This window comes from Rhodococcus sp. OS5 (assembly GCF_056837585.1).
The window spans coordinates 3,558,745-3,577,580 of the sequence record NZ_CM166368.1; the positions used below are offsets into that span (position 1 = coordinate 3,558,745).

19 protein-coding genes are annotated in these 18,836 nt (G+C 61.3%); 7 read left to right on the forward strand and 12 right to left on the reverse strand.

All coding sequences use genetic code 11. The annotated features are described in order from the left end of the window. Positions 1–185 precede the first annotated feature (185 nt). Genes ACVZUB_RS16490 through ACVZUB_RS16500 form a run of 3 tightly spaced genes read left to right on the forward strand, consistent with a single transcriptional unit; the run spans position 186 to position 4,668 of the window. Complete coding sequence (locus ACVZUB_RS16490; RefSeq protein ID WP_065456557.1) at positions 186–1,010, forward strand: FAD binding domain-containing protein; 825 nt, start codon at positions 186–188, stop codon at positions 1,008–1,010. Then, a complete protein-coding gene (locus ACVZUB_RS16495; RefSeq protein ID WP_482627535.1) occupies positions 1,007–3,700 on the forward strand; it encodes a molybdopterin-dependent oxidoreductase in 2,694 nt (897 codons plus the stop codon). Before ACVZUB_RS16490 ends, ACVZUB_RS16495 begins: the two co-directional genes overlap by 4 nt. Then, positions 3,697–4,668: an antibiotic biosynthesis monooxygenase gene (locus ACVZUB_RS16500; RefSeq protein WP_021333615.1), complete on the forward strand. Its 972-nt coding sequence runs from the start codon at positions 3,697–3,699 to the stop codon at positions 4,666–4,668. Before ACVZUB_RS16495 ends, ACVZUB_RS16500 begins: the two co-directional genes overlap by 4 nt. An 85-nt stretch (positions 4,669–4,753) precedes the next feature. Here ACVZUB_RS16500 and ACVZUB_RS16505 read toward each other — a convergent pair whose 3' ends face one another. Both ACVZUB_RS16505 and ACVZUB_RS16510 read right to left on the reverse strand, forming a co-directional pair. After that, positions 4,754–5,992: an HNH endonuclease signature motif containing protein gene (locus tag ACVZUB_RS16505; RefSeq protein ID WP_482627536.1), complete on the reverse strand. Its 1,239-nt coding sequence runs from the start codon at positions 5,990–5,992 to the stop codon at positions 4,754–4,756. A gap of 117 nt (positions 5,993–6,109) precedes the next feature. Then, a complete protein-coding gene (locus tag ACVZUB_RS16510; protein ID WP_482627537.1) occupies positions 6,110–9,262 on the reverse strand; it encodes a multicopper oxidase family protein in 3,153 nt (1,050 codons plus the stop codon). Positions 9,263–9,531: 269 nt separating this feature from the next. On the opposite strand from ACVZUB_RS16510, the gene ACVZUB_RS16515 reads away from it, so the two are divergent. Further along, complete coding sequence (locus ACVZUB_RS16515; protein WP_007732226.1) at positions 9,532–10,143, forward strand: VOC family protein; 612 nt, start codon at positions 9,532–9,534, stop codon at positions 10,141–10,143. 34 nt (positions 10,144–10,177) lie between these two features. On the opposite strand, the gene ACVZUB_RS16520 is transcribed toward ACVZUB_RS16515, so the two are convergent. Continuing rightward, positions 10,178–11,191, reverse strand: coding sequence for a cation diffusion facilitator family transporter (locus ACVZUB_RS16520; RefSeq protein WP_007732228.1), 1,014 nt, complete (start codon positions 11,189–11,191; stop codon positions 10,178–10,180). Next, complete coding sequence (locus tag ACVZUB_RS16525) at positions 11,188–11,610, reverse strand: ArsR/SmtB family transcription factor (RefSeq protein WP_003942406.1); 423 nt, start codon at positions 11,608–11,610, stop codon at positions 11,188–11,190. The genes ACVZUB_RS16520 and ACVZUB_RS16525 overlap by 4 nt, the downstream gene beginning before the upstream one ends. 109 nt (positions 11,611–11,719) lie before the next feature. On the opposite strand from ACVZUB_RS16525, the gene ACVZUB_RS16530 reads away from it, so the two are divergent. Next, positions 11,720–12,145: a nitroreductase/quinone reductase family protein gene (locus ACVZUB_RS16530; RefSeq protein WP_029255500.1), complete on the forward strand. Its 426-nt coding sequence runs from the start codon at positions 11,720–11,722 to the stop codon at positions 12,143–12,145. A gap of 60 nt (positions 12,146–12,205) precedes the next feature. On the opposite strand, the gene ACVZUB_RS16535 is transcribed toward ACVZUB_RS16530, so the two are convergent. From ACVZUB_RS16535 to hisI, 4 genes are all read right to left on the reverse strand, one after another. Then, entirely contained in the window at positions 12,206–12,592 is a 387-nt protein-coding gene (locus ACVZUB_RS16535) for a DUF2784 domain-containing protein (protein ID WP_042449546.1), read from the reverse strand. A gap of 73 nt (positions 12,593–12,665) precedes the next feature. Next, positions 12,666–12,926, reverse strand: coding sequence for an SRPBCC family protein (locus ACVZUB_RS16540; protein ID WP_228232681.1), 261 nt, complete (start codon positions 12,924–12,926; stop codon positions 12,666–12,668). 62 nt (positions 12,927–12,988) lie between these two features. Beyond that, on the reverse strand, positions 12,989–13,282 hold the full coding sequence (locus tag ACVZUB_RS16545; protein WP_042449548.1) for a DUF1905 domain-containing protein: 294 nt from the start codon (positions 13,280–13,282) through the stop codon (positions 12,989–12,991). Positions 13,283–13,288: 6 nt separating this feature from the next. Further along, positions 13,289–13,636, reverse strand: a complete 348-nt coding sequence (gene hisI, locus ACVZUB_RS16550) for a phosphoribosyl-AMP cyclohydrolase (protein ID WP_482627538.1) — start codon at positions 13,634–13,636, stop codon at positions 13,289–13,291. A 101-nt stretch (positions 13,637–13,737) separates the two neighbouring features. Between hisI and ACVZUB_RS16555 the strand changes: the two genes are divergently transcribed. Next, positions 13,738–14,259, forward strand: coding sequence for a universal stress protein (locus ACVZUB_RS16555; protein ID WP_054187191.1), 522 nt, complete (start codon positions 13,738–13,740; stop codon positions 14,257–14,259). 21 nt (positions 14,260–14,280) lie between these two features. Here the strand turns inward: ACVZUB_RS16555 and ACVZUB_RS16560 are convergent, their stop codons facing one another. After that, on the reverse strand, positions 14,281–15,762 hold the full coding sequence (locus tag ACVZUB_RS16560) for a flavin-containing monooxygenase (RefSeq protein ID WP_058226986.1): 1,482 nt from the start codon (positions 15,760–15,762) through the stop codon (positions 14,281–14,283). Between the two features lie 104 nt (positions 15,763–15,866). Between ACVZUB_RS16560 and ACVZUB_RS16565 the strand changes: the two genes are divergently transcribed. Further along, positions 15,867–16,484 (forward strand): TetR/AcrR family transcriptional regulator, encoded by a 618-nt coding sequence (locus ACVZUB_RS16565; RefSeq protein ID WP_174519500.1) that lies wholly within the window; start codon positions 15,867–15,869, stop codon positions 16,482–16,484. Here the strand turns inward: ACVZUB_RS16565 and hisF are convergent. From hisF to priA, 3 genes are read right to left on the reverse strand one after another with little or no spacing between them, the layout of a single operon-like run. Next, positions 16,481–17,254 (reverse strand): imidazole glycerol phosphate synthase subunit HisF, encoded by a 774-nt coding sequence (gene hisF, locus ACVZUB_RS16570; protein ID WP_003942380.1) that lies wholly within the window; start codon positions 17,252–17,254, stop codon positions 16,481–16,483. The genes ACVZUB_RS16565 and hisF overlap by 4 nt on opposite strands. Beyond that, positions 17,251–18,084, reverse strand: coding sequence for an inositol monophosphatase family protein (locus ACVZUB_RS16575; protein WP_003942414.1), 834 nt, complete (start codon positions 18,082–18,084; stop codon positions 17,251–17,253). The genes hisF and ACVZUB_RS16575 overlap by 4 nt, the downstream gene beginning before the upstream one ends. 9 nt (positions 18,085–18,093) lie before the next feature. Continuing rightward, positions 18,094–18,828, reverse strand: a complete 735-nt coding sequence (gene priA, locus ACVZUB_RS16580; protein ID WP_003942371.1) for a bifunctional 1-(5-phosphoribosyl)-5-((5-phosphoribosylamino)methylideneamino)imidazole-4-carboxamide isomerase/phosphoribosylanthranilate isomerase PriA — start codon at positions 18,826–18,828, stop codon at positions 18,094–18,096. Positions 18,829–18,836 lie beyond the last annotated feature (8 nt).

Consider the following 18,836-nt stretch of genomic DNA (forward strand, 5'->3'; position numbering starts at 1 on the left):
GCTGATCGCGCCTCTCAAGCAGTCGTACCCAGAATCGGCAAGCGCATGCACCGCCCCACCAGTCGATGTCACGTACGTATCGCTCATGTTTCGCGTGCCCGATATGTACTAAAAGTGTGAATGTGTCTCGTCACCTCGGTAATGTCCCACTCCGAGAAGACACATCCCCCGAGGGGAGCAGGCGCATGGACATCACCACCATTACCGACGTGATACGCCGACCACCGGATCGCCCAGGGGACGTGTGGCGTCCCGGCGACGCCTGGCTCGCGGGAGGAACGTGGCTGTTCTCAGCGGAACAACCCGACACCCGTCGACTCGTCGACCTCACCGCGCTCGGCTGGACATCACTGGAGGTCGGCGCGACTCATTTCGGTGTCGGGGCCACGTGCACCGTTGCCGAACTGTATGCGTTTGTCCCGCCGGACAATTGGCGTGCGAGCCCACTTATTCGCGTCAGCTGCGAGTACTTCCTCTCTTCCTTCAAGGTGTGGAATTCGGCAACCGTAGGCGGCAACATCTGTATGTCACTTCCAGCCGGACCGATGATCACCCTGGCAGTTGCACTCGAGGCTTCGTTCACACTATGGGCTACCGACGGAACAGTGAGGACCGTCGACGCGTGCGACTTCGTGACCGGTGACCACCAGAATGTCCTGGAGCCGGGCGAAGTCCTTCGGAGCATCGAGTTCCCGGTGCACTCACTCACCAAACGGCACGCCCACCGCCGCTTCAGTCTCACACACCTCGGCCGTTCGACGATCTTCATGATCGCGACGCAGACTCCTGGCGCCGACGACTTTCACCTCACCATCACCGCCGGCACCACCCATCCGATCCGGCTGACATTCGACACGATGCCGGACGAGCACTCTCTGCGACGAGCCGTCGACTCCATTTCGGCCGACAGTTGGTTCGACGATCCCAACGGAACCCCCGACCACCGCCTCCACCTCGCCCGCCACTACGCCGACGAGCTCCGAAACGAACTCACGGGGAGCCAGTCATGAGCTACACGGTGAACGACCGGCAGTTCCACGAGGAGCCGTTCCCGGGACAGTGCCTCCGGACGTTTCTTCGGCACCTCGGACACCACGGGGTGAAGAAGGGGTGCGACGGCGGGGACTGCGGGGCGTGCACAGTGTGGCTCGACGGAGTGCCGATACACAGCTGCATCACGCCCGCCTTTCGCGCCGACGGTCGCGCGGTAACCACGATCGAGGGACTCGGCACGCCCGAAGATCTCCATCCGATTCAGCAGCAGTTCCGGGATGCACCCGGCTTTCAGTGTGGGTTCTGCACCGCCGGGATGATCATGACCTCGGCGGCGCTCACCGACGCGCAGAAAGAAGACTTGCCGCGAGCGCTCAAGGGAAACCTGTGCCGCTGCACCGGTTACCGATCCATCGAAGACGCGGTCAACGGTGTCGGTGCTGTCGAAGTTGCCCTCCCGGGACAGGCCGTCGGAACCAGCGTCGGGGCGCCGGCGGCCACCGACGTGGTGACCGGCCGAGCCGAATACACTATGGACACCGCCATCGACGGCATGCTGCACCTGAAAGTGCTGCACTCGCCGCACGCACATGCACGCATCACTTCCATCGACACCACCGAGGCGCTCGCCGTCCCCGGTGTCCATCGCGTCTACACCTGGAAAGACGTGCCGCGCAAGCTCTTCACAACGGCAATTCATACCGACCACCTTGTTGATCCGGACGACACGTACATCCTCGACAACGTCGTGCGGTTCGTGGGTCAGCGTGTAGTGGCCGTCCTCGCCGACTCCGTCGTCGCTGCGGAAGAAGGCCGTCGGAAGGTGAAGGTCGATTACGAGATCCTGCCTTCCGTGTTCGATCCGGAAGAGGCCATGGCCGACGGCGCTCCAGCCCTGCACGGATCCGACGATCCCTTTGTTCGGGATCCCGAGCACAACATCCTGCTCGAACTTCACGGTCATGTGGGCGACGTCGAGGCAGGGTTCGCCGAGGCCGACGTCATCCACGAAGGCACCTACTTCTCGCCGCGGGTTCAGCACGCGCACCTCGAGACGCACGGTTCGATCTCCTGGATGGAAGACGGACGCCTTCACGTTCGCACAAGTTCGCAGTCCCCCTCCATCGCCAAGGTCAAACTCGCCCATCTCTTCGACCTCCGCCCGGATCAGCTACGCGTGTTCTGCAAACGCGTGGGCGGCGGGTTCGGAGGAAAACAGGAAGTGATCAGCGAGGATCTGGTGGCGCTCGCCACCCTCGACACCGGTCGTCCCGTCTGCCTCGAGTTCACCCGAGAAGAAGAGTTCACCACCGCGTCGCCGCGTCATCCGATGAAGCTCACGATCAAGCTCGGTGCCAAGTCGGACGGAACCCTCACAGCCTTTCAGTATCGCAACGTATCGAACACCGGTGCGTACGGAAACCACGGTGGAGAGACACTCTTTGCCGGCGGCGCGGCAGTATCGCTCTACCGCTGCGCCAACAAGAAGTTCGATGCGTATTCCGTGTACACCAATAACGTCCCGAGCGGCGCTCTGCGTGGGTACGGGATGACGCAACCGGCCTTTGCCGTGGAATCGGCCATGACCGAATTGGCCGTCGCGCTGAACATGGATCCGCTCGAACTGCGTCGACGCAATATCGTCCGACCGGGCGATTCGCTGATCGCACTCGAAGACGGCCCAGACGACGTGATCTTCACCGAAGACGGACTGGGGCAATGCATCGATCTGATCGACACCGCGTTGAAGCGGCAACAGGTTCCCTCGCTCGGAGACGATTGGCTGATCGGCACCGGTACCGCCAGTTCACTACATGAGACCGCGCCACCCACCGAGCACATTTCCGAGGCTTGGCTCACCCTCGGCGAAGACTGTGTATACGAACTTGCCATCGGCACAGTCGAATTCGGTGAGGGAACTTCTACGGCCCACGTGCAGATCGCCGCAAATCAGCTGGGCACAACTCCGTCGCGTGTACGAATCATTCAGTCGGACACCGACCGAACCGGTTTCGACACAGGCGCTTTCGCCAGCGCCGGCCTGTTTGTCGCTGGGAACGCGGTACTTCGCGCGTCGAATGCGCTCCGCGATCGCCTACTTGCCTTCGCCGCGCACCACACCGGCGTGTCGATTGACCAGTGCTCGATGGACGACGACAAGATCGTCTGCGGTAGTACTCGATTAACACTGCAAGAGATACTCGAGGCCGCGCGCCCGCGCGGGATCCGATTCACCGAGGCGCGGAAGGCATACGGATCTCCGCGCAGCGTGGTGTCCAACACTCATGGCTTCCGGATTGCCGTCCATCGCATCACCGGCGAGATCCGCATTCTCTACAGCGTCCAAGCCACCGACGCTGGGGTGATCATCAATCCGGCGCAGGTGCGGGGACAGATCGAAGGTGGCGTCGCCCAGGGCATCGGCTTCGCACTCACCGAGAACTTCCACGTAGACGCAAACGGCGCGATGATGAACCCGAATCTACGTAACTACCGGATCCCGACATATGCAGATATCCCACGCACGGAGGTGATCCTCGTCGAGTCATCAGACTCCGTCGGTCCTCTCCGCTCCAAGGGCATGGCGGAGTGCTGCATCAATCCGGTTGCCCCTGCATTGGCGAACGCACTGCAGGATGCAACCGGGTCACGATTCCGGTCGCTACCGCTCACCCCGGAACGCATCTACACAGGCCTGAACCGATGACCGCGCACACGTCGGCGGACAGCGCCGCGACGGTCATCATCGGCCAGCGAGTGCGTGCCGGACTGGAGAAAGAATTCGAGGTATGGCAGAAAGATCTCAACCGGGCGGCCGCAGATTATGCAGGCTTCCTCGGGGCAGAAATCGCGGCTCCGACGCCCACCCAACCTGATTGGGTGATCGTGTACCGATTCGACTCCATCGCTCATGTTCAAGCGTGGATCAACAGCGCGACGAGGCAGGACTACCTCGACAGCGGTCGTCAGTTCTTCGACGGCCCGGCCACGCAGCAGGTAGTGAGCGGCGGGATCAGGCCTCCGGACCCACTGCTGACCGTCGTAGTGACGCACCGAGTCGGTGACGACAGCATCGACGAGTTCCTTGCCTGGCAGGATCGCCTTCGGGAGGTGGAGAGTGCTTTCGACGGATTCCGCGGCACCGAACTGTTTCGCCCCGTCGACGGTGTGCAGGATGAATGGACCCTGCTGTATCGCTTCGACAATGCTGCCCACCTCGATACGTGGCTGACTTCCCCTGAGCGACAACAACTCCTCGCCGAGGGCCGCAAGTTTCACGACTTCGAACTGCGAACCGTGGACAATTCGTTCGGCAGTTGGTTTGCCTTCGACGAGAACGGAAACGAGGCCCCTCCACCTTCGGAGACAAAAACCTCGATCGCGGTCTGGGTCGGTCTCTACCCGACTGTCGTCTTGCTTACTTTGGCGCTGTCACCGCTGAAGCTGCCACTCTGGCTCGGATTGTTGATCGGCAATCTGCTGTCGAGCTTCATCATGAGTTTCTTCACGATGCCGTACTACGTGAATCGACTCCTGCGCCGTTGGCTGCGTCCGCCTCCGGGGATTCCTGTCGCAAAAACCAACGCACAAGGGGTGGCAATCGTCGCCGCTGTGACCTTGTTCTGGGTTATCGTCTTCTACCTCGTGACTACTCAGTTCTGGTCGCTGCCCTGAACTCTCCGGAACACGAAAAGCCAGCGCATGTAACGGGGCATGATTCTTCCCCGGTGCATACGCTGGCATTTTCAGTTATGGCCGTTCACGCGGCCGTTGGTGGGCTGTTCCCGCCGATCGGCTGCTGGAACGGATCGATCGACATCGGTGGATAGAACACCGATTTCCGATCCGGACCGATCTCCACCCGCCACTCCGTGTGATGCAGCGTCCGATGATGATGACCACACAACAAGACCAGATTATCGAGATCCGTTGGGCCACCATCGTTCCAGTGAACAATATGATGAGCATCGCACCACCCCGACGGAGTCCCGCACCCCGGAAACGCACACCCACCATCACGAACCGCCAACGCCCGCCGCTGCGGAACCGTCGCCGTTCTCGCTTCCTTACCGCACTCGAGCGGAACACCATTCTCATCCAACAAAATCCGCGTCACGGTGCAGTCGCACGCCAACATCCGCGCGGTATCGATACTGATCGGACCGACCCAATCCGTCCACGCGAAACCCAACTCCTCAGTGGACGGCAAGAGGTCTTTCAACGCCTTGAGGTCCGTCATGTCTTTTGCGCTGGCGGTGACCGTGATGTGCGGTTTCACCCCGCCCTCGACCGGACCCAACCCCGCCCGCTCGTACCGGCGCAACAACTCGCAAAACCCGTCCGCCCGCCGCAGCGCCGGAGTACGCGTGTCCTTGACGCCGTCCTTCTCCGGCGTCGGCGCAGACAGGCTCGACAACAACGTGATCAGACGGGCCCCGTTCACCGCATCCAGATCACCCTTCACCGACACCCGCCCGTACAAACCCTTCGACGCGTAGAACTCGTTACGCTCCGAATCCTCACCCACCGGAACGCCGTCCTCACGCTTGCCGTACTGCTTCTCGATCCGCCGAATCGCTGCCCGCACCGCATCACAATCGGCGATGTTCTTCGACGCCAACCCCAACAGAATCCCGCGAGCCTTGTCCACATCCGCCGGCGTCATGTTCTTCGGCGGATGCTGACAAAACGACGCCACCTGCCGCGCCTTCAACGCATCCACGTCACCGCGATGAAACGCATCCGCCACCACGGGTTCGAGCATCAACAACCGCGCCAACCCGACCAGCAGACTGCACTCACCGATCTCCAGATTCGTCGACCCGTGCAACCACTGCGCGATCGCCCGAAAACCCTTCCCGACCACAGTCTCCCGGGAAAACATCTCCACGATCAGCAACACCATCCGCGACTGCAACTCGTGCCGGACACGCACCAGATCCAGAACCTCACCCTTGAGGCCCTCGCCATCCAGCTGCCACGCTTCCCGACTGTCCATACCGAAAGTTTAATCGAACATACTTTCGATAACCAGAGACAAAACGGACAACTTCGAGAACAGGAAGGCTCGAGACCCGTTGACATGAAACTACTTTCAGTAAATCTCAAAACCGGATCATCGGCCACCGAGCGGCAAAACTCCCCCGCCGACGGGATAGGGCGGCAGCGTTCCCACAAGCGTCGGTGTCAATGTGGTCGCAGACGGATCGGAACGACCGAGAGTGAATTTCCGAACTTCGGCACCACTTCCGTCGCTGCCGCTGACGAGGAGATCCGCGCCGGTAGTCGTGCTCGTCGTGGCTACTCCGACACCCGTCCCTGGACCGGCGAACGGATCGAAGGATGCAACTTCCCGAAACACCACGTCCGTCGAATGATGATCTGGGCTCTCCAGGTACATCTCGGGCGCACCGTCGAGCCTCGATCCACTCGAGAAGACGCGGACGGATCCTTCGCCTCCGAGCATGCCTGCCACTATCGACTTTGCTCCGCCCTCGGCGCCGGCCACCCAACCCGTCGACAGAGACACCCCGTCGCGGTAGTCCTGATCGAATGCCAAGAACTGTGATGTCGTTGCCGGACCAGCCGTATGACCTGCGTGTTCATCGGAGCCGCCCTGCGCAGCCGCCGTCGGTTCGTACAGGTCGTAGCGGAACGTCTTGATCAACGGCTCCTCGCCCGCACCGGGTGCGGTCACGATGCTCGCTCGACCGGAGTGACTGTCAACCATTCCGGTTGCGAACGTGACTCCGCTACTCGATCCCGGGTACGGCGAGAACGAACCGAATTCTGTGGGTGCGGACCTCTTGTCCGCCGGAAGGTCGGTGGAGTAAATCTTGACCTGCGACTCCATCCCTGGGCCCGAGGCAACGATGATGTTGTCCGCCAGTGCGTTTCCGTCGATATCGACGCTGCCGATGTTCACTCCGCCACGAAAACCCACATCGAAGGGGGCAAATCTTGCCAACTCGTCGGTGAACGGCACGCCGCCGACTGCGTTGTACGCCACCACTTCCGGAGCCGAGCCTGCACCTGTTCCAGCGACCAGATCAAGCACCATGTCTCCGTTCACGTCCGCCATCGCAACACTCGGGGTGCCTTCGAACGACGGGAAGGGCGTCACAGCAGTGATCAGTTTGTCGCCGTTGGCATCGAATATCTGCACCTTGGCGGGCACGCCGGCCGAACCAGGTATCGCGACGGCATATGTCGATACCTCGGGAATCACGTTGACAGTCGCCATCAAACCGTTGTCCTCGTGATTGAGTCGGTGGCAGTGAATCACAAAGGTTCCGGTGTACTCGGTGAACTTCGTTCGCAACGTCACTGACGCAGGCTCGAGAGCATTCTCATTCTCGTCAGTCACCGGAGCGGGCACGTTCACGTTGTCGATTCCCCATGGCTGAACCCCTGTCGTGGTACCTGCGACGGGATCCACAACTTCCGTTACCTGGAAGTCGTTGACGTGAATATGCATCGGGTGTTCGTCGTTGTTGAGGTTCGTGATCTTCCATTCCTCAACGGAATTCAGTCGCGGTTGAATCAGCGGAATGTTGGGGAACGTGTTGTCGGCGAATTCGTAGGTGAAGGCCTTCGGATCACTGTTGCTGGACTTCTCGTTTCCGAACCCACCGGACACTGTGAGGTTGCGGGTCACGTCGGGCGTCATCGCTGCGGTATCCACGAACGAGGTGTAGGTATCGAGCTTCTGTCCGAACTCGAAGGGAGTCGTCTTTCCTTCACCCTCGTCTGGCGTCGCACGGATCAACTGCTGAGTCGGGAACGTGAAGAATCCGTCCGCGTAACTGATCACCGACGGGTCGACGGTGACGGTTCCGAGTTCGGCGGGCGGATTGTCAGTACCGTTGTTGGTGTAGAGAATGCCTGGATTGCTCACCGGCTTCGCACCTTCGAGCGGAGGCATCTCCAGCACCAGATCGCCGGACTCCGGCATCGTCACTGCGATTGCGTATCGCGAGGCCGGCGGAATCACCAGCCTGGTTCCGTCCCCGTCCACGGGTGGCCTGACCTCGTCGAACGGGTTTCCGTCCTGCCCTACGATGGCGAACTTCGGATGGGCGCCGGTTGCGGTTTCCGTCAACGTGACCGGCATGTAGGCAAAGTCGCTGATGTTGGCAAGCACCCAGATCTCGGTCTGCCCCGGCTTCAGTTTCAGCGACGGCTGGAACTGACCGTTCACGGTGTACTGCACATCGCGTTGGTTGTCCGGCAGTGAAGGATCGGCCGGTACAGTCGTCGCTTCACCCACGAAGCTCTGCAGATTGCCTGGAACGAATTGATTCTGTCCACGATGATTGGCCGGGGACAACGGTCCGGTGTACCAGTTGGTGAAATACTGCGCGCCCTCGGTGGTGTCCGAGAAATTCACCGGAGCAAGGCTCGGACGGTACGTGCCGTCGGCTAGTTCCGTACCGGCGGGTGGCGTCAACGTACTGACGAATTGGGGCCAGTTCGCGTCGTTGAGCTGTCGGCCCTTTCCTTTTCGGTCGAATACGAAGTTGTACTGCAGTGCCATATCGCGAATCGGAACGTCGTTTGCCGTCACGACAGGCAGATTGCCGTCCGGCCGGCCGATTTCCAGTAGCCCGGCCAGGCCCATGTACGTCTGCTGGGCGGTGAGGGTGTGCCGGTGACTGTGATACCAGTACAGACCGTTCGGCATCGTCCCCGGAATCGCGTAGTCGTACACGTTTCCCTGGCCGGCTGGAATGTTGAGCAACACGTTGTCCGCATTGCCGTCCGGACTCACGTGCACTCCGTGCGTGTGCAGATTCAGCGGAGCCGACGTCAGCGCCGGCGGATAGATCGGCACGTCCCCGCCCGCCGGTGTGAATGCCGGAGCGTAGAAGTCCTGGATCGTGAGATCCTGCAAATCGTTGTCGTAATGAATGATCAATCGCTCTCCGGGATTGACGCGGAGAGTCGGCGCCGGATAGACGTCACTCGCCGAGGTCGATCCGTCCGACGCCGTACCGCGGATGACCTCGTACCCGAAGAGCAGAAAATTCGACACGGGCGCCGAAGCGGTATCGAGCGGAATCACTCCCTGATGAGCGGACAAGCGCACCTCGAGAACACCATCTCGGCTACTCAGTTTCACCGGCTCCCGATAGTCGACGGCGGTTCCGCCAGAGCCGTAATTGCCGCCCACCTCGGGCGCCGATTCACCGGAGGTACACGCGGCCAACGCCATCGTCATGGACACCACAACTGCTGCGGCTAACGACTTTCGTCGCAGTGCGATCACTGGTTTCCCCGTTCCATGGTGGCGTGAGGTACGTCCGATCAGCGCTCACCAGCCTATCGAGAAAACATCGGCTGAACAGGATATTCACGACAAATCGCCCACCTAAGGCCTGCGTGAGTGCTGCACCTTGCAAGCAGTCTCAGCAAACCGATCAGAAATCGAGAAGCACAGCCACGGGACCCGCAATTACGTTGAAACACATGAACACACCACAGAAGTCCACTTCCGACCACACGTCGCCAATCCACACATCAGCAGGGAGCGCCCAGATGACCACCGCGAAATCCGTGATACTCGACGTTCCCGACCTCGCGGCAGCCGAAGCCTTCTACAACGCTCTCGGCGTCGGAGATCGAATCCAGCTACGCGAATCGAACGAACCGACAACAGGGTTTCGTGGGTACACCCTTTCGCTCGTCGTCTCCCAACCGAACATCGTCGACGCCTTCGTCGGCGCAGCACTCGCAGCCGGTGCCACCGCCTTGAAGCCTGTGAAGAAATCCCTCTGGGGATACGGCGGAGTCGTCCAGGCTCCAGACGGTTCGATCTGGAAGATCGCCACGTCGTCGAAGAAGAACGACGGGCCGGCCACCCGCACGATCGACAGCCTCGTGCTGCTGCTCGGCGCCGAAGACGTCAAGGCCAGCAAGCAGTTCTACCTCGACCGCGGACTCGAGGTGTCCAAGAGCTTCGGTCGCAAGTACGTCGAATTCACCAGTGCAGCAAACAATGTGACACTCGCACTGTATGGTCGCCGCGCTTTGGCAAAGGATGCCGGGGTTGCTCCGGAAGGCACCGGATCACACCGTCTGACCGTTGCCGGCACGTCTGAAACCTTCACAGACCCAGACGGTTTCGCCTGGGAAGCCGCCTGCGCTTGACATCAAGCACAGATCACCGGGAAGGCGGCCGGTATCAGACTTCGGAGTTGGCCGCGTCATGCGCCGGGTACGCATGCACCAAGGCAGTAGCGAGTTTGGGCACCGCGTGAGTGAGCGAATGCTCGGCGCTGTGTGCAATCGCATGAGCTTCGGCAAGTGTTGCCCGGGGATCGATGTCGAGTTCTGCATCGGCATGCAGTCGGTGTCCGATCCACCGCATCTTCAGATCACGAACACCGAGGACTCCAGGTTCGTGCATCAATGCATGCTCTGCGTCGTCCACCAACTCAGGTTCGACGCCGTCCATCAACCTCCGGAAGACGTCTCGCGCTGCAGTCCTGAGCACCGCCACGATGGCAACGGTGATGACAAGGCCGATGATCGGATCTGCCAACGGGAAACCCAGCGCAACTCCCCCCGCCCCCAGAAGGACTGCGAGCGAAGTGAATCCGTCGGTCCGAGCATGCAATCCATCGGCCACCAGGGCCGCTGAACCGATTTGCCTGCCGACCCTGATCCGATACAACGCCACCAATTCGTTTCCGATGAAACCGATCAAACCTGCCGCCGCTACCCAACCGAGGTGCTCGATCTCGACCGGGTTGATCAATCGCCTCACCGCCTCGACACCGGCGATCACTGCCGACAGTGCGATCATGGCGAGCACGAACAGTCCGGCCAAATCCTCCGCACGCCCGAAACCATAGGTATAGCGCCTGGTCGCAGCGCGCCGACCGAGCGCGAAGGCAATCCAGAGTGGGACTGCCGTGAGCGCGTCGGAGAAGTTGTGAATGGTGTCCGCCAGCAGCGCCACCGAACCCGAGATCGCCACGATCGCGACCTGAGCAACTGCGGTGACTCCGAGCGCAACAAGACTGATCTTGACCGCCCGGATGCCGATTGCGCTCGATTCCAATGCGTCGTCGACACTGTCGGCAGCGTCGTGACTGTGCGGCGAGAACACTTCGCGGACTGCCGATCGAAATCCCTTCGGCCCGTGGCCATGGGTGTGGCCGTGGCCGTGGGACGTCTTGGGTTCGTGCGTCACGACGCACCTTCTTCTTGATCGGTCCGATCGACGTTCGCCGAGCGCTCCGGGTGTATCTCCCGAAGCTCACCTTCACTACGGTGATGCCCCGGCAATCCGGGTCCGGCATGCTCCGCATTGAAGACCGCGTCCGTAACCAGTTGGCGCACATGGTCGTTCTCCAGGCGATAGAACACCGTCGTACCATCGCGGCGGGTTCGTACCAACCTTGCCATGCGCAATTTCGCCAGGTGCTGCGACACCGAGGGCGCCGGCTTGCCGACGCGTTCCGCCAGTTCGTTCACCGAGCACTCGCGGTCGACCAATGCCCACAAGACCTGCACACGGGTTGCGTCGGCCAGCATGCGGAACACCTCGACGACGAGGTCGACTTGATCATCGGGAAGCTTGCGGCGACAAACACCACTATCTGCGTTCATACGTAGATAGTAGATCATGCTGGACGCCGAAGATGACCTCTCGTCGATTCACCAGTTGTGCAAAGCTTGGCGGCAGAGCCCTTCGCCACTCGCAGACCGGGAGACAACGATGAGTACCGACGATTGGAACGCAGGAATCATTGCGGAATTTCGGGAGAACGAGGGCAAGGTAGGTGGCCCCTTCGAAGGTGCGCCCATGGTGTTGGTCCACCACACAGGACGCAAATCCGGACGCGATTTCGTGAGTCCCATGATGTATCTGGCAGACGAGCAGGATCCGAAGACCATCTACGTTTTTGCATCCAAGGCCGGTGCCCCGACCAATCCCGACTGGTACTACAACCTCGTTGCCACCGACCAGGCAGAGGTCGAGATCGGCACCGAAACATACCCGGTCTCCGTCAGCGAAGTAACCGGCGAGAAGCGTGACCGCATCTACGACGAGCAGGCCAGTCGATACCCGGGATTTGCCGAATACGCGGAGAAGACCGCTGGGATCCGCACAATCCCGGTGGTAGCCCTGACTCGCGCGTAAATCCTGGTAGCACCTCCCAGTCGTTTCCATTCGGAAACGGCTGGGATCGTTTGTACGGAATCAGGTCGCTGAAGGGGCTTTGACCTCACCCTTCGCATGCCGTCCGAGCAGCACGTATCCTACCCAGGATCCGACAACCACTGTCGCCGCGAGCGCCTGTACAAGGCCTTCGATACTCGCCGGATAGAACACGCCGGTGATGTAGTGCGAGATGAATCCGGTGGACGGCAACTCCGCGATCCCGGCCATCCGGCGGGCCCAGTTCTCGAGATTGGTCAGCGGGCAGTCATATCCGACCGCTATCGAACCGGCTCCCCAGACGACTGCAAGTAGGTGGAAACCGATGGTACGACGCCACTTCCACGCCACGAATCCACCCAGCACCACATAGAGAACAAACCCGAAGTGAACGAACACCGTTACTACTTCGATGAGCCGATACACCATCGTCGTCTCCGCTCGTGGCGCGGAAGTCCCGCAACAACCAGACTAATCCGATGTTAGTCCTCGTAGAGGTGATCTACCCGGTGTATGCAGCGGTCGTGCGAGCAGCGGCGGCTGCAGCCGCATCCGGGTCGTCGCCCGATGCGATCGCAGCTTCGGCCCACAGTTCACTGCTTCCCGCGATGAATGCCTTGGCCTCGTCGCTCGCCGACCACTCGGGTGTCTCGAGTGGCGTCGCGATCCCCAGTTCCACGTGTCGAGCCAACCCGAGCAGTCCCATGTCCCACCCGACACCGACGGCACCTGGACCGTACTCGGCCCACCGATCCGGCGCCACGTCCGCGGCGTGTGCGAAGTCGAACAGAATTGCACGACGGCGCTCCTTGGTTCGGGAAAACTTCAGCTCAGGCGCTGCTGTAGATGTACCGCTACCTCTTCTCCAGCGGCGCTCTTGCCGATCGCCTTGCACAGCGCCACGCGCAGCGGAAGCCAGTGCGGTCCGTCGCCGGAGGGCATCAGCGTCGCCTCGAAGGGATGCTCACCATCGAGGGTTCCGAGCACCTTCACAGCGCGTCTGGTTCCCAGAAGTTCCGCCGAGCCGGGCACGGTCAAGAACGTTGCGAACGCACCGTCTTTCTCGATGGGAGCGGTGAACGAGTAATCGAGCGGTTGTGGAGTCTTGTCAGTGGCCATCTCGCGTCACTGCTCAGCAGCGAGCAGGACGTCGGTGTCGAAACACGTGTGAGTGCCGGTGTGGCACGCGGCGCCCTCCTGATCGACGATCAGCAAGACGGAATCGCCGTCACAGTCGAGGCGCACCTCGTGCACGTACTGGGTGTGCCCCGACGTCTCACCCTTGACCCAGTACTGCTGCCGCGAGCGCGAATAGTACGTCCCCTTACGGGTTTCCAGTGTTCGCGTGAGCGCTTCGTCGTCCATCCACGCGACCATCAGCACATCACCGGTCGACTTCTCCTGCGCAACCGCGCTGAACAGTCCGGCGTCGTTTCGCTTCAGCTTCGCCGCGATTGCGGGATCAAGACTCATATGACGTTTATACCTTCCACCTGTGACTTCCGTGGAATTCCCCTGCACGGCCGCCCTAGAATGGAAGTTCCTTCGCTTCTCGCTCTGGAAGAAGATCCGACATGAACCATCAGCATCATGACGGTCCGCACCCGGAGTACATCTGCCATCTCGCGAACCCGAGTACCGATCGCGTCCGAACCCGCCACGTCGTTCTCGGCATCGGCCCAGGTGCTACCAGCAAGAATGTACTCAGCTACGCACTGACGCTTGCCGCCAAGGAGGATTCAGCCCTCCACGTCGTTCACTGCATCACGTCAGAGGACCTACCTGTCGAAACCGACTCACCAGAATTCGAAACGCGTCTGCACGACGAGATGGTGTCGCAACGCGAGCAGACAACCTCGGCACTTGCCTCGCACGCCGACACCTGGACGTACGACTGCACCTATGGAGACCCGGCCGGTGTCATTCTCGCAACCGCGGACAAATACGACGCATTTACCATCGTGATCGGATCTCCGCGAAAAGGCGCTGCCTCCGCGGTGAGCCGACTGATGCACATCTCGGTCACTTCCCGACTGAACCGGCAGAACCGTTATCCCGTGATATCGGTTCCGACCGGAGTCAGCTCGGCAAGATAGCCGAACGCGGGACAAGCCCGCCTAGATGATCGAATAGTCCTCGAGCGGAAAGCGTTTCGCTTCGACGAACGCATTCCGTGTAGACGTGGGCCGCAGAATCGCAGCCTCGCCGTGCTGATTGAAGTAATAGCTTCGTGCAGTCTGGCAACTACCGCCGTAGAAGACGGAGTCCGCCAGGTTCTCGGTCATCCGGTCGAGGAACTCGGCGTTGGCAGTTTCGGTGACCTCGAATGTTTCCGCGCCGCGCCGTTTCACCTCGCCGAACAGTCGATCCATGTGCTGCATCTGGGATTCGATCGTCGTGAAGTAGGACAACCCGCTGTACGAGTACGGACTGGCGAGCGTGAGGAAGTTGGGGAAATACGGAACCGCGACCCCTTCGTAGGCCTGGAAACGGTTGTCGCGCCACCACTTACCGAGGTTTCGTCCCTCGCGACCGATAACCTCGATGGCTGGAAAGTTCACATCCCAGAGGTTGAATCCCGTTGCCAGCACCAAGGTGTCGATCTCGGTCTTGCGACCGTCGGCGGTGACGATTCCGTCGGCAGCGATGTGGTCGATCGGCGTCGTTTCGAGATGCACGTTGTCCTTGGTGAACGTACGGAAGTAGTTGTTGGAAAATGTGGGACGCTTGCACCCGAAGTCGTAGTCCGGTGTGAGTTGTTTGCGAAGGCTGGCGTCGCTGACCTGGGACCGCAGAAACGCACGTGATGCGGCCGCCGCACCCTTGTTCAACAGTTTGACCTGCTTGTAGTGAAGGACCGCGCTGACCATGATCATTTCTAGGATCGACGAACTGACAGCGCGGGCGATTCGCTGGGTGAGCGGAATACGCGAGAACAGCTTCTGCACTGCATTCGGAATGGAGACGTCGATCTTGGGAACCACCCAGATCGGGGTGCGTTGGTAGACGGTCAACTCTGCGGCCTGCCGCGCCACCTCGGGGATCAACTGCACAGCGGTGGCGCCGGTTCCGATGATTGCGGTCTTGGTGCCGGACAGATCGTAGGAATCGTCCCAGGCCGTGGTGTGGATGATCTTGCCGGCGAAGTCGTCGATACCGGAGATGTCGGGCCGATGCGGTTGCGAGAGGAAACCCGTCGCAGTCAGGAGGTACTTGGCAGTGATGTCCGGCGCGCCTTCGACGGATACGACCCAGTGCGAGGAATCCTCGTCCCAGCGGGCTCCGTTGACCACGGCACCGAACGTCATGTGCTTCCGCAGATCGTACTTGTCCGCGACGTGATCGGCGTACTTCTTCAGTTCCGCGCCCGGTGCGAAAAGCCTGGACCAGTTCGGATTGGGCTCGAACGAATACGAGTAGGTGACCGACGCGATGTCGACAGCCAGACCGGGATAGCGGTTGACGTGCCAGGTTCCACCCAGATCGTCCTCGCGCTCGAGGATCGCCAGGTTGTTCAGGCCCAGCCGCTTGAGTTGAATGGCCGCACCCATTCCGCCGAAGCCCGCCCCCACCACTACTGCGTCGTACTGCACTGCCATCGGAGAATCCCTCTCGTGAACTGCACATCAGAAAAACTGCACATCAGAAACTGACACGTCATTCCGTTATTGAGAACGGTATCATTCCTGATGTGACGAAGGCCATGACCAGAGCGGAACGAAAAAAGGCGGAATTGCGCCGCGAGATCATCGACGCATCATTCGAGTGCTTCGCGGAACGCGGCTACCACGCGACCGGAATTGCCGATATCGCAACAACTCTCGGAATCGGTCACGGGACCTTCTACCGGTACTTCGAGAACAAGCGCGACATCATCGACCACGTCATCGACGATCTGATCGCAAAGATCATCAGCGCACTCGCCGTCGAAAATGCCCCTGACGCAGCAAATACATTGGACGAGTACCGCGCTCAGGTCGGTCGCATCGCCGAAGCGCTCCCCCGCATCTTCTTCGACGACCCGCGCATTCCGCGGGTTCTGCTCTTCGAGACGACGGGCGTCGACGCCGATCTGACGGGCCGGATGCTCGATCTACTCGACCAGTCGGCTTCGTTGACCGCGGCGTACCTGCACCACGGAGTCGAATGCGGCTATCTACGCGCCGACCTCGATGTCGACAACACTGCCCACGCCGTCAACGGCATGATGCTGGCAAGTGCGATTCAAGGATTGCGAGCCGGTTCGTCCGTCGACTGCACGGCGTTGAACCAAGCCATCAGCCGCCTCATGTTCGACGGAATCCGCGCCGAGAACGCCTAGCGAACGACGATTCCCTCGGCACGCATCGCATCCTTGACCTCCGGGATGCTCAGATCGCCGAAGTGGAAGACACTTGCTGCGAGAACTGCGTCCGCGCCCGCTTCGACAGCCGGGGCGAAGTGCTCGACCAGGCCGGCACCGCCACTGGCGATCACCGGTACGTGGACCGCTGCACGGACAGCGCGGATCATCAGAAGGTCGAAGCCCGCTTTGGTGCCGTCGGCATCCATCGAGTTGAGCAGGATCTCCCCCACTCCCAACTCTGCACCACGCTCGGCCCACTCGACAGCGTCGATCCCGGTGCCGCGCTTGCCCCCGTGCGTGGTGACCTCCCACCCCGACGGTGTGTCCGGCTGCCCCTGGGGAACGGTGCGGGCATCGACCGAGAGGACGATGCACTGCGAGCCGAAACGCTCACTCAGTTCCTTCAGCAGTTCCGGGCGCGCAATCGCCGCGGTGTTGACGCTGACCTTGTCGGCACCGGCACGCAGCAGACGATCGACATCCGCGACCGTGCGCACTCCACCGCCGACGGTCAGAGGAATGAAAACCTGCTCGGCAGTGCGACTTACGACGTCGAGCATCGTGCCGCGATCCGACGTGGAGGCGGTCACGTCCAGGAAGGTCAGTTCGTCGGCGCCCTGAGCGTCGTACGCTGCCGCGAGTTCCACCGGATCTCCGGCGTCGCGAAGATTCTCGAAATTGACACCCTTGACCACTCGCCCGGCGTCGACGTCGAGGCACGGAATCACACGAACTGCGAGGGTCATGACTGTGGTCCTCCTGAGGACGAAGCGCGCGGATCACCGAGCGCGTTGAGGATATCGAGAATCTCACCGTGGATGCCCGGAGCGGCAGCGAGCACCGACTCCGATTCTACGGTCCACGGGCGGCCGGCCAGGTCGGTGACCACCCCGCCCGCACCGCGAACGAGCGCGACCCCGGCCGCGTTGTCCCACGCGTTGCGGCCGTAGACGATCGCACCGCCCAGGATGCCGGCCGCGGTGAAGGCCAGATCGACTCCGGTTGAACCGTGTATCCGGATCCGCGAGGACACCTTGCTGATCTCGGCGAGGAGGTCGAGACGGAAACTGCCGGGGATCCGCCCTCGACTGTTGACGTTGAGCGCACCCAAGCCGACGATCGACGACGCCAGATCGGTTGGCTCCAGCGGCGGTACGGCGATTCCATTGACCAACAACGGACCGCCGGCGCGAGTCGCGTACGTGTGACCGATCAATGGAAGCCAGGTCAATCCGAGCACCGGGACACCGTCGTCGAGAAGCGCCAACAGCGTTCCGGCAGTGGGCAATCCGGCCGAGTAGTTGAAAGTACCGTCAACGGGGTCGAGAACCCAGACGAGCCCGGAACCGACGTCGGGACCACCGAATTCCTCGCCGTGCACCTCGATGCCGGTCTGCTCGAACAACTCCGCGGTCAACCGCTTCTCGAGCGCAAGATCGACCTCGGTGGCAAAATCACCCCAGCCCTTGCGGACCGCACTCGGGGCGCCGACACCGGAGACGAACTGATCGTGGACGCCGTCGAGAAGCCGACCCGCAATCGCGAGAAGTTCGTCGAGGTCACGCGTCGGAGTCATCTGGAAAATCTATCCGGAAACTGCTGCCAGTGCTTCGGGGAGAGTGAAGCGACCGGCATACAATGCCTTGCCCACGATCGCGCCCTCGACACCCTGATCAACCAGGCTGGAAATGGCGAGTAGATCCTCGATGGTCGACACACCACCGGAGGCGACGACGTGCGCGTCGGTGACCGCGCAGACCTGGCTGAGAAGTTCGAGATTGGGACCGGTGAGTGTGCCGTCCTTGGAGACGTCGGTGACGACGTAACGAGTGCAGCCGTCACGGTCCAGACGCGCGAGGGTCTCCCACAGATCGCCGCCGTCGGTGACCCAGCCGCGACCACGGGTGCGGTACTGACCGTCGACGAGACGAACATCGAGGCCGACAGCGATCTTGTCGCCGTACTTGGCCAATGCACGCGCACACCACTCGGGATCCTCGATAGCGGCAGTACCGAGATTCACGCGAGCACAGCCGGTGGCCAGTGCGGCTTCCAGGGAAGCGTCGTCGCGGATTCCACCGGACAGTTCCACCTTGACCGTCAGGTCGCCGATGACGCCGGCCAACAGTTCACTGTTGGACCCACGCCCGAAAGCAGCGTCGAGGTCGACAAGATGCACCCATTCGGCACCGTCGTTCTGCCACGCAAGAGCAGCGTCGCGGGGCGACCCGTAACCGGTCTCACTTCCCGCCTCTCCTTGCACGAGGCGAACAGCTTCACCGTTGACGACATCTACAGCAGGCAAAAGGACCAGGCTCACGTGCGGTA